At 74.3% G+C, this 10949-nt stretch carries 9 protein-coding genes and 1 pseudogene; 6 read left to right on the forward strand and 4 right to left on the reverse strand.

Features of this window, described 5'->3' with window-relative positions; all coding sequences use genetic code 11:
- Positions 1-566 precede the first annotated feature (566 nt).
- Positions 567-917, forward strand: coding sequence for a tyrosine-type recombinase/integrase (locus B1205_RS30240; RefSeq protein ID WP_254909803.1), 351 nt, complete (start codon positions 567-569; stop codon positions 915-917).
- A gap of 20 nt (positions 918-937) precedes the next feature.
- On the opposite strand, the gene ychF is transcribed toward B1205_RS30240, so the two are convergent.
- The 3 genes from ychF to B1205_RS08755 are packed head-to-tail and all read right to left on the reverse strand — an operon-like array spanning position 938 to position 3332.
- On the reverse strand, positions 938-2023 hold the full coding sequence (ychF, locus tag B1205_RS08745; RefSeq protein ID WP_089155145.1) for a redox-regulated ATPase YchF: 1086 nt from the start codon (positions 2021-2023) through the stop codon (positions 938-940).
- 11 nt (positions 2024-2034) lie between these two features.
- Positions 2035-2796, reverse strand: a complete 762-nt coding sequence (locus tag B1205_RS08750; protein WP_089155388.1) for a peptidase E — start codon at positions 2794-2796, stop codon at positions 2035-2037.
- Between the two features lie 29 nt (positions 2797-2825).
- Positions 2826-3332 (reverse strand): MarR family winged helix-turn-helix transcriptional regulator, encoded by a 507-nt coding sequence (locus B1205_RS08755; protein ID WP_089155146.1) that lies wholly within the window; start codon positions 3330-3332, stop codon positions 2826-2828.
- A gap of 92 nt (positions 3333-3424) precedes the next feature.
- On the opposite strand from B1205_RS08755, the pseudogene B1205_RS08760 reads away from it, so the two are divergent.
- Positions 3425-4198 (forward strand): annotated as a pseudogene (locus B1205_RS08760) (EamA family transporter); the annotation flags it as partial.
- A 7-nt stretch (positions 4199-4205) separates the two neighbouring features.
- On the opposite strand, the gene B1205_RS08765 reads toward B1205_RS08760, so the two are convergent.
- On the reverse strand, positions 4206-4688 hold the full coding sequence (locus B1205_RS08765) for a hypothetical protein (RefSeq protein WP_254909804.1): 483 nt from the start codon (positions 4686-4688) through the stop codon (positions 4206-4208).
- A 190-nt stretch (positions 4689-4878) separates the two neighbouring features.
- Here B1205_RS08765 and B1205_RS08770 point away from each other — a divergent pair, with 190 nt between their 5' ends.
- The 4 genes from B1205_RS08770 to B1205_RS08785 all read left to right on the forward strand — a co-directional run bounded on the left by B1205_RS08770 (position 4879) and on the right by B1205_RS08785 (position 10695).
- A complete protein-coding gene (locus B1205_RS08770; RefSeq protein WP_089155389.1) occupies positions 4879-6318 on the forward strand; it encodes an AlkA N-terminal domain-containing protein in 1440 nt (479 codons plus the stop codon).
- Complete coding sequence (locus tag B1205_RS08775; RefSeq protein ID WP_089155148.1) at positions 6315-6827, forward strand: methylated-DNA--[protein]-cysteine S-methyltransferase; 513 nt, start codon at positions 6315-6317, stop codon at positions 6825-6827. The genes B1205_RS08770 and B1205_RS08775 overlap by 4 nt, the downstream gene beginning before the upstream one ends.
- Before the next feature lie 35 nt (positions 6828-6862).
- On the forward strand, positions 6863-8677 hold the full coding sequence (locus B1205_RS08780) for an ABC transporter ATP-binding protein (RefSeq protein ID WP_089155149.1): 1815 nt from the start codon (positions 6863-6865) through the stop codon (positions 8675-8677).
- Positions 8678-8862: 185 nt separating this feature from the next.
- Positions 8863-10695: an ABC transporter ATP-binding protein gene (locus B1205_RS08785; protein WP_254909826.1), complete on the forward strand. Its 1833-nt coding sequence runs from the start codon at positions 8863-8865 to the stop codon at positions 10693-10695.
- Positions 10696-10949 lie beyond the last annotated feature (254 nt).

Raw genomic sequence — 10949 nt, forward strand, 5'->3', positions numbered from 1 at the left:
AGGGTCGGGCGGTGGTCTGCTCGGCTTGTCCGGGTCGATGGCAGGCGGGATGGCCCACCTCGACCACCCACGGACCGTGACCCGCCGACGGAGCCCCGGCCATCCTGGAGCCGGAGCGCCCCCGCCGGAGGCGCTCTAACCGCAACCCCGTGACCGCCGCCAGCTCGCCGACGCGGCCGGCGTGCGCTCCCTCCGCCGCGCGGGCTCGTGGCCGCGCGGCCCGGCCGGCTGCCGGCGCACCTCACACCGGCCATCGGTCTGTCGTTCTGCTGCGGCCCGCTCGGGCTTCCCGCTTTCCGCGCCAGCCGCCGGGCGTTCGGCGTGGTCCGGCCCTGGCGCAAAGCAGAGGGGCCGGGCCACGCGCCCTGGTGGCGGCGCGTGCGGCCCGCTTNCGTACAGAAACTTTGAACCACATTGCCGGCAGCCCGACCGTCGCACATCAGCTGTCGGATCACATGCCGGCAGCCCGGCCGGACCCACCCTGCCGCCGTTCGGACACGGGATGGTGCGGGCCCCGCGCTCTCCGTACCCTGCCCCAGGTCGTCGCCGACGCGCTGCGGGCGCACATGGCGCAGTTCCCGCCGGCTGATGACGGCACCCTGTTCACGACCCGCTTCGCCGGCCCCTACCGCCACGACTACTACGGCACGATCATCTTCGGCACGGCTATGCGGAAGGCAGGCCTGCCGGAGAACATCACGACCCACGACCTGCGCCACCACTACGCCTCGGTCCTGTTGATGCAGGGTGAGTCGGTCATCACCGTGGCCGAACGGCTGGGGCACGAGAACGCGACGTTGGTCCTGTCGACCTACGGTCACCTGATGCCGGGCTCGGAGGAGCGCACCCGCCGGGCGGTCGATGAGGCGTGGGGTTGTGCCCCCGGTGTGCCCCAGAGCGAGGCACCACCCTCCTGACCTGCGAAAACGGGCCGGATTCAGACGTTGAAGCGGAACTCCACCACGTCGCCGTCCTGCATGACGTACTCCTTGCCCTCGATCCGGACCTTGCCGGCGGCCTTGGCCGCCGCCATCGATCCGGCCGCGACCAGGTCGTCGTAGGAGACCACCTCGGCCTTGATGAAGCCGCGCTGGAAGTCGCTGTGGATGACCCCGGCGGCCTCCGGCGCGGTCGCCCCGACCGGGACGGTCCAGGCTCGCGCCTCCTTCGGGCCGGCCGTCAGGTACGTCTGGAGCCCGAGCGTCCGGAAGCCCACCCGGACGAGCTGGTCCAGACCCGGCTCGGACTGCCCGATCGACTCCAGCAGCTCGCGGGCCTCGTCCTCGGGCAGGTCCACCAGCTCGGACTCGATCTTCGCGTCCATGAAGACCGCCTCGGCGGGCGCGACCAGGGCGCGCAGCTCGTCGAGGAACTCGGCGTTGCCCAGCTCGGCCTCGTCGACGTTGAAGACGTAGAGGAACGGCTTGGTGGTGAGCAGGTGCAGCTCGCGCAGGTGCTCCAGCTCGATCTTGGCGGCGGCGGCGCCCGCGTACAGGGTGATGCCCTGGTCGAGGAGGTCGGCGGCCTTCTTCGCGGCCTCGACGGCGGCGGCCCGGTCCTTGCGGAGCTTGGCCTCCTTCTCCAGCCGGGGCAGCGCCTTCTCCAGGGTCTGGAGGTCGGCCAGGATCAGCTCGGTGTTGATCGTCTCGATGTCGTCGGCCGGGGAGACCTTGCCGTCGACGTGCACCACGTTCGGGTCGGAGAAGGCGCGCACCACCTGGCAGATCGCCGAGGCGTCGCGGATGTTCGCCAGGAACGCGTTGCCCCGGCCCTGCCCCTTCGAGGCGCCCCGGACCAGGCCGGCGATGTCGACGAACGAGACCGGCGCCGGCAGCACCTTCTGCGAGGAGAAGATCTCGGCCAGCTTGCCCAGGCGCTCGTCGGGGAGCCCGACCACGCCGACGTTCGGCTCGATGGTGGCGAACGGGTAGTTCGCGGCGAGCACGTCGTTCTTGGTCAGCGCGTTGAACAGGGTGCTCTTGCCCACGTTGGGCAGGCCGACGATGCCGATGGTGAGACTCACGACGAGCCAGCTTACGCGGTCGACCGGCCATCCGGCCCGGCGGGCAGCAGTCGGGGCTCGATCCGGGTCTCCCGCACCGTGCCGTCCTCGGCGCGCACCAGCTCGTACGCGCCCACGCCCGGCCGGTCGGCCACCGCCTCGACCAGCCGGGTGCCCCGGTAGACCAGCCCGACGCCGTCGTCGGTGCAGTGGCTGGTCGGCAGCGTGCCGTCGGCGACCAGCCGGTGCATCAGCGGCCGGCGCTGCTCCTCGCTGTCGTAGTGCACCCCGTTGCCGTACGGGAGCCAGCCCAGGCCCTCGGTGAACGCCCGCAGGTCCGGGCCGTAGCTGTCGGTGGCGCCGCCGGTGTGCCAGCAGATCGAGCCGGCGGACACCCCGGCCAGCACCACGCCGGCCTGCCAGCACTCGTGCAGGATCTCCGGCAGGCCGTGCACCCGCCACACCGCGCACAGGTTGGCCACGCTGCCCCCGCCGACCCAGACGATGTCCTGGGCGAGCAGGTGGGCGCGGATGTCCTCGACGTTCGGCATCGGGAACAACGCCAGGTGGGAGGCGCGGAACCGGGTGCTGGCGAACGCGCCGTAGAAGACCGTGAGACCGGTCGGCTGGTCGCCGACGGCCTGCCCGAGATAGCAGACCCGGGGCGCGTCCCCGGCCTGCGCCAGCTCCGCCATGAGGTCGAAGAGCTGACTCGGGCGGGCGTCCCACGGGCCCCGGTGCCGGCTGAAGTAGCCCATGCTGGTGGCGACGATGGTCGGTTCGGTGGCGGGCATGGCGTCCTTCCGGCCGGTGCGGGTGGAGATCATTGTGCCGGGTCGGCGGCCTCCGCGGCGGCCAGCAGGTCACGCAGCAGGTCGGCCAGCCGGTCCCGGTCGGCCGGGGGCAGCGCGTCGAGGATCCGCCGCTGCACCTCCAGCCCGGCCTCGGCCGACTCCTCGACCACCCGGCGGCCGGCGTCGGTGAGGCTGACCCGTAGGGCCCGCCGGTCGGCCGGGTCGGGCGAGCGCCGCACCAGTCCGGCGCGTTCCAGCCGGTCGAGTCGGCCGGTCATGCCGCCGGAGGTGAGCATCAGCGAGGTGGTGAGCGCCTTGGGCGCGAGCGTGTACGGCGGGCCGGATCGGCGCAGCGCCGCGAGCACGTCGAACTCGCCACGGCCGATGCCCCAGTCGGCGTACACCCGCTCCTGGCGGTCGCCGACCAGTCGGGCCAGCCGGTAGATGCGGCCGAAGACGGCCATCGGCTCCGGCCGCATGCCGGCCCGTTCCCGTCGCCACTGCTCGACGATCAGGTCCACCTCGTCGGTTGCCACGGCTGCCGATTGTGCCGTACCTCGCACCGCCGCTTTCACTCGACGCCAAGTATCTTGGCGCTAAGATACTTGGCATCGAGGAAAGGTGTCCCATGGCTCGTCGCTGGACCGACGTCACGCTCACCGCCGTCGCCCCGATCGCCTGGGGCACCACCTACCTGGTCACCGTCGAACTGCTGCCGGCCGGCCGGCCGCTCTGGTCCGGCACGTTGCGCGCACTGCCGGCCGGCCTGCTGCTGCTGGCGCTGACCCGCCGACGACCCCACGGCGTCTGGTGGGGACGGGCCGCCCTGCTCGGTGCGCTCAACATCGGGGCGTTCTTCCCGCTGCTCTTCGTGGCCGCGTACCGGCTGCCCGGCGGCACGGCGGCGGTGCTCGGGGCCGTCCAGCCCCTGCTGGTGGCCGCGCTCACCGTCGCCCTGCTCCGGGACCGGCCCGGCCGGCCGGCGCTGCTCGCCGCGATCGCCGCGCCCGCCGGGGTCGCCCTCGTGGTGCTGCGACCGGGCGCCGGTCTCGACCCGCTCGGCGTCGCCGCCGGCCTGGCCGGCACCGCGTCGATGGCCGTCGGGCTGGTGCTCACCCGCCGCTGGGGACGGCCGCCCGGGGTGGGCACGCTGGCGGCGACCAGCTGGCAGCTCGTCGCCGGTGGCCTGCTGGTCCTGCCGATCGCCGCCGCCGTCGAGGGTGCGCCGCCCGCGCCGCACGGGCCGGCCCTGCTCGGGTACGCGTGGCTGGGGCTGGTCGGCACCGCACTGGCGTACGCGCTCTGGTTCCGGGGTGCGGCCCGGCTGCCGGTGACCCGGGTGTCGGTGCTCGGCGCGCTCAGCCCGCTGACCGCCGCGACGCTCGGCTGGCTGGTGCTCGGGCAGGCGCTCAGCCCGGCCCAGCTCGCCGGCTTCGCGGTGGCGGTCGCCGCCATGGTGCTCGGTCAGCTTCCCGGACGGGCCACGGNAGCGCGTCGGGAGGCAGTTCGGCCGCCGCGGCGAGCGGCAGCGTGAACCGGTGGGCGGCGGCGGGCCCGACCGCGTACGACCGGTCGAGCAGCCAGCGCACCTCGTCGACGGTCCAGCCGAGGCCGCGCCGGCCGGCGATCTCCCGCACCAGTCGCAGGCCGACGCGCGTGTCGTCGTCGTAGAAGCGCATGCACCAGTGGTGTGCCCACATGCCGAGCGCCCGCAGCCCGGCCGGATCGAGCGAGGCGACCAGCCGGCCGCAGGCGGTGTCGCCGAAGGGTCGCGCCGGGTCGCCGGCCCGGTCCCGTTCGATCGCGCCGTAGGCGGCCGGCGCCACCGCCCGCATCCGGTCGTAGAAGCCCTGCACCACCGCGGCGTCGAGTCGTGCTCGCCCCGATCGCATCAGCCGACACCTCGCAGCTTTCTTGAGTTGGTGGCGGGACGGTACCGACCACTTACGACACTTTCCCGGGCGCACCGGCAAGATCCACGCCACCTCGCCGAAGTGGCGGCTGCCGCGGGACCGGGACCCCGCCNACGTGACGTCCGAATCCCGCCAGCCGGCCGTCCGGTCGGCGAGGCAGGATCGGGGCATGGAGCTGGACTTCGAGCGCTGCTACCGGGCCGTCGACAGCCGCGATCCGCGGTTCGACGGCTGGTTCTACACCGGCGTGACGTCGACCGGGATCTACTGCCGGCCGTCCTGCCCGGCGATGACGCCGAAACGGCAGAATGTCCGCTTCTTTCCCTCGGCCGCCGCGGCGCAGGGCGCGGGCCTGCGGGCCTGCCGCCGCTGCCGGCCGGACGCGGCACCCGGCTCCCCCCAGTGGGACGTCCGCGCCGACCTGGTCGGGCGGGCGATGCGGCTGATCGGTGACGGCGTGGTGGACCGCGACGGCGTGCCCGGGCTGGCCACCCGGCTCGGCTACACCGAGCGGCACCTGCACCGGATGCTCCGGGCCGAGGTGGGCGCCGGCCCGCTGGCGCTGGCCCGGGCCCAGCGGGCGCAGACCGCCCGGATCCTCGTCGAGACCACCGACCTCGGCCTCGCCGAGGTCGCCTTCGCTGCCGGCTTCGGCAGCGTGCGGCAGTTCAACGAGACGATCCGCGAGGTCTACGGCGCCACCCCGTCCGAGTGGCGGGCCGGCCGGAGCGGCCGGCAACCGGCCGGCGGGGCGGGCACCCTCACGCTGCGACTGGCCTACCGACCGCCGCTGCACGCGGGCGCGCTGTGGGACTTCCTCGCGCTGCGGGCGCTGCCCGGCGTCGAGGAGGTCCGCGACGGGGCGTACCACCGGGGCCTGCGCCTGCCGCACGGCCCGGGCACCGCGGCACTGGCCCCGGCCGACGGGCACATCGCCGCCACGCTGCGGCTGGCCGACATGCGCGACCTCGCGCCCGCGGTGGCCCGCTGCCGGCGCCTGCTCGATCTGGACGCCGACCCGCTGGCGGTGGACGCCACCCTCGCCGACGACCCGGCCCTGGCCCCGGCGGTCGCCGCGGAGCCGGGCGTCCGGCTGCCGCACGCGGTCGACGGCTTCGAGCTGGCCGTCCGCGCCGTCGCCACCCAGCAGGTCTCGCTCCGTTCGGCCCGCACCACGCTCACCCACCTGCTCGCCGCCGCCCGCTCGGCCGACGACGGACCGCTCGGCGGCCTGCGGGCGTTCCCGAGCCCGACCGAGCTGCTCGCCGCGCCGGACGCGGCGTTCCGGATGCCCGGCGCGCGGCGGGAGACGATCCGGGCGTTGGCCCGGGCCGTCGACGACGGGGAGCTGAACCTGGAACCGGGCGGCGACCGGGAGGAAGCGGCCCGGTCGCTGGCCGCGCTGCCCGGGATCGGTGGATGGACCGCCGGCTACGTGGCCATGCGAGCACTCGGCGACCCTGACGTCCTCCTCGCCACCGACCTGGGCGTACGCCGGGGCGCAGCCGCGCTCGGCCTGCCCGACGACACGAAGACCCTGCACGCCTACGCGGACCGCTGGCGCCCCTGGCGGTCGTACGCGACGATCCGACTCTGGAGAGCGGCATGACCACACTGGACAGCACCGTCATCGACACCCCGGCCGGGCCGCTGAGCGTGCTCGCCAGGCCCGATGGGGCGGTGCGGGCGGCCGGCTTCACCGCCGACCCGACGACCCTGGTGCCGTTGGCGCATCCGAGCCTGCGCGGCGACCTGCGCGAACGGGCCGACCTCGGCCCGGTGACCGTCGCCGTCCGGGCGTACCTCGACGGTGACCTCACCGCGATCGATTCGGTCGAGGTGGAGCAGCACACCAGCGGCCTCTTCCTGGCCCACGCCTGGCGGGTGCTGCGTGACGTCAAGCCGGGCGATCCGGTGACCTACACCGGGTTCGCCGCGTTGGCCGGTCGACCGGCCGCGGTCCGCGCCGCCGCGGCGGCCTGCGCCCGCAACGCCGCCGCGCTCTTCGTGCCCTGCCATCGGGTGCTGCGCACCGATGGCGCGCTCGGTGGCTACCGCTGGGGGCTGGACGTGAAGAAGTGGCTTCTCGGGCATGAGGGACGGGTGACGTCTACCTGACGCGAAGCGTTACGGTCGGCCGCTACCGTCGGTTGGTGCCTGCGCCCAGCGACGGCGATTCCGCAGCGCATCCGGAGGCCTCGGCCCAGCCGCTGCGCAACCTCTGGCGGCTGCGGTCCTACCTGCGCCCGTACGCCGGGGAGTTCGCCTGGCTGCTGGCCGCGGCGCTGGCCGCGACGGCGGCGAGCCTGGCCGTCCCGCTGGTGGTGCAGCGGGTGGTGGACGGGCCGGTGGCCCGGCACGACGTGGCCGGGCTGCTCCGCCTCGGCGCGCTCGCGCTGCTGCTCGGGCTCGCCGAGGCGGTGCTGATCTTCATCCGGCGCTGGACGCAGTCGTCCTCGTCGGTGGGCATGGAGGCGGCCATCCGCGCCGACATCTACGCGCACCTGCAACGGCTCCCGGTCGGCTTCCACGACCGCTGGCAGTCCGGTCAACTGCTCTCCCGGATCACCAGCGACCTCTCGGTGATCCGCCGCTTCCTCTCCTTCGGCCTGCTCTTCCTGGTGCTCAACCTGGTCACCTACACCGCCGTGGTGGTGCTGCTGGTCCGACTGCACCCCTGGCTGGGGTTACTGGTCGCGGCCAGCGCCGCGCCGCTGTTCCTGATCAGCCGCCGGTTCGCCCGGCACTACCACGCCGCGTCCCGCCGCATGCAGGACCAGCAGGGCGACGTCGCCACGCTGGTCGAGGAGACCGCGCAGGGGCTGCGCACCATGCGGGCGTACGGGCGGGGGCCGGAACTGGCCGCCCGGTTCACCGTCGGCGCCCGCCGGCTGCACGACACCGGGATCGGCAAGGCCCGGCTGCTGGCCCGCACCTCCGCGTTGTTCGACCTGGTGCCCAACCTGACCCTCGGCGGCGTCCTGGTGGCCGGCGCCGCCGCGGTGGCCGGGGGCACGCTCACCATCGGGGAGTTGGTCGCCTTCGTCAGCCTCCAGCTCATGCTGATCTGGCCGGTGCAGTCACTCGGCTGGATCATCGCGAACGGGCAGGAGGCCGCCACCGCCGCCGACCGGATCCAGGAGGTGCTCGACACGCCGCCGACCATCGTGGACGCCCCGCACGCCCGGTCGCTGAGCCGCACCGAGGTGGGCGGTCGGCTCCGCTTCGAGCGGGTGAGCTTCCGTTACCCCGGCACGTCCGCGCCGGTCCTGCACGAGCTGGACCTGACCGTCGAGCCGGGTGAGACGCTCGCACTGGTCGGTGCCACCGGCTGCGGCAAGAGCACGCTGCTCTCACTGGTGCCACGGTTGCACGAGGTGACCGGCGGCCGGATCACCCTCGACGGGCACGACCTGCGCGACCTGCGGCTCGGCGCGCTGCGCCGGCTGGTCGGCGTGGCCTTCGAGGAACCGACCCTGTTCTCCATGTCGGTCTGGGAGAACCTCACCCTGGGCCGGCCGGAGGCCGGGGAGGACGAGGTCCGCTCCGCGTTGGCGCTGGCACAGGCGGAGTTCGCGTACGAGCTGCCGTGGGGGCTGGCCACCCGCGTCGGCGAGCAGGGGCTGTCGCTCTCCGGCGGGCAGCGGCAGCGGCTGGCGCTGGCCCGGGCGGTGCTCGGCCGACCCGCGCTGCTGGTCCTCGACGACCCGCTCTCCGCGCTCGACGTGCACACCGAGGCGCTGGTCGAGGCGGCCCTGCGCCGGGTGCTGCGGGACACCACGGCGCTGCTGGTGGTGCACCGGCCGTCCACCGTGGCGCTGGCGGACCGGGTGGCGTTGCTGGACGGCGGGCGGATCGTTGCCGTCGGCACCCACTCCGACATGCTGGCCCGGGTGCCGGCGTACCGGGCGGTGCTCTCCGCCGCGCCGGACCGCCGGGCCGGCGGGGTCGGCCTGGTGCGGTCGTGACCGGCCGCGTCCCCCGGCCCCGGAAGCCGGCCGGGCGGGACGCGACGGGCGGACGCACCCGGTCGGGCTCCACCGCCGACCGCACCGGCCGGACGGTCAATCCGGACGCGGACCCGTCCCGGCGGCGACGCCGGGCCACCGACCCGGACGCCGACCCGTCCCGGCGGCAGGGCCCGGACGCGGACCTGTCCCGGTGGCGGGGCCGGGCCACCGACCCGGACGCCGACCGCAGCCGCGCCGAGGCGTCGTCACCGGCGGCGGTGACCCGGCTCCGCGCCCGCAGCCGGCTCCTGCTGCGGCAGTTGCTCCGCCCGCACCGCCGCCCGCTCGCGCTGGCGGTGTCGCTGCTGCTGGCCCAGAACGCCGCCGCGATGACCGGCCCGTACCTGGTCATGCTCGGCATCGACCGGGGCATCGGGCCGCTGCGGGCCGGTGATCCCGGCCCGCTGGTCGCGGTCGCCGCCGCGTTCGTCGTCGCCACCGCCGTGGAGTACGTGACCCGACGTGCGTTCCTCACCCTCGCCGCCCGGATCGGCCAGGCCGTCCTGCTCGACCTGCGACGACGGGTGTACGCGCAGTTCCTCCGCCTCGACGTGGGCTTCCACGAGCGTTACACGTCCGGTCGGATGGTGTCCCGGCTGACCAGTGACCTGGAGTCGATCGCCGAGCTGGTCGACGGCGGGATCGACAAGCTGGTCCTGGCCGTGCTCTCCGTCCTGTCGGTGGCCGGCGTCCTGCTCTGGCTGGACCTGCCGTTGGCCGCGGTCACCCTGGCCGCCTTCCCGTTCCTGTTCCAGTTGTCCCGCTGGTTCGCCCGGGCCTCCGCCGGGGCGTACCGGCGGACCCGGGAGGCGGTGGCGCTGGTCATCGTGCACTTCGTGGAGTCGCTGCGCGGCATCCGGGCCGTGCAGGCGTTCCGGCGCGAACCCCGCAACCAGCGCATCTTCGACGCGGTCAACGACGACTACCGGGTGGCCAGCCTGCGGGCGTTCCGGTTGATCGCGATCTACTCGCCGGGCATCCGGCTGATCGGCAGCCTCACCACCGCGGCGGTGCTCGGGTACGGCGGTTGGCGTGTGCTGGGCGGGCACACCGAGATTGGGGTGCTCGCCGCGTTCCTGCTGTACCTGCGCCGGTTCTTCGAGCCGATGGAGGAGCTGAGCCAGTTCTACAACTCGCTCCAGTCGGCGACCGCCGCGTTGGAGAAGCTGGCCGGGGTGCTGGACGAACGACCGGCGGTGGCCGAGCCGACGCGGCCGGTGCCGCTGCCGGCCGCCGCGCCGCGCGGCGCCGTCGTGTTCGACTCGGTCTCCTTCGGCTACCGGTCGGCCACACCGATCGTGTCCGGCCTGGAGTTGACCGTGCCGGCCGGGCAGACCGTCGCGCTGATCGGGCCGACTGGGGCCGGTAAGTCCACGCTGGCCAAGCTGCTGGCCCGCTTCCACGACCCGGACGCCGGCTCGGTCCGCCTGGACGGGGTGGACCTGCGCGACCTCGCCGACGCCGAGTTGCGTCGAGCGGTGGTGCTGGTCACCCAGGAGACCCACCTGTTCAGCGGCTCCGTCGCGGAGAACATCCGCTTCGGTCGCCCCGACGCCGACGACGCGGCCGTGGTCGCCGCCGCGCGGGCCATCGGCGCGCACGAGTTCATCGCCGCGCTGCCCGACGGGTACGCCACCGACGTGCACCGGCGCGGCGGCCGGCTCTCCGCCGGGCAGCGGCAACTGGTCGCGTTCGCCCGGGCGTTCCTGGCCGACCCCCGGGTGCTGATCCTCGACGAGGCCACCTCGTCGCTGGACGTGCCGACGGAACGGCTGGTGCAGCGGGCGTTGCGGAACGTGCTGCGGGACCGCACCGCGCTGGTGATCGCGCACCGGCTCTCCACCGTGGAGATTGCCGACCGGGTGCTGGTGTTGGACGCCGGTGGCATCGTCGAGGACGGCTCCCCCGCCGAGCTGGCCGCCACCGACGGCCGCTACGCCGCCCTGCACCGCCAGTGGCGCACCTCCCTGCTCTGACGCGCGAGGCGATCTTGGTATGAAAGGGCCCCGTGGCGCGCTCTCAACCGGTGGTTTGGCAAGTGGGACTGCGATCTCGACCGGTGCGATGGGTGAGCCGGCGGCGCCGCCAGTTCGGTGAAGTAGCGGCATCCCTCCGCCGGGAAGGCGCCACTTCGGCGAACTAGCGNTGGATTTTGCCGCCGGGCAATCAGGGTTCGGCAACGGCAGGGCTAGCGATATGACCCAGAGGCATAATAATGCCCGAGAGTCAT

Origin of the sequence: Micromonospora sp. NBS 11-29 (assembly GCF_002140155.1) — a bacterium.
GTDB lineage: Bacteria > Actinomycetota > Actinomycetes > Mycobacteriales > Micromonosporaceae > Micromonospora.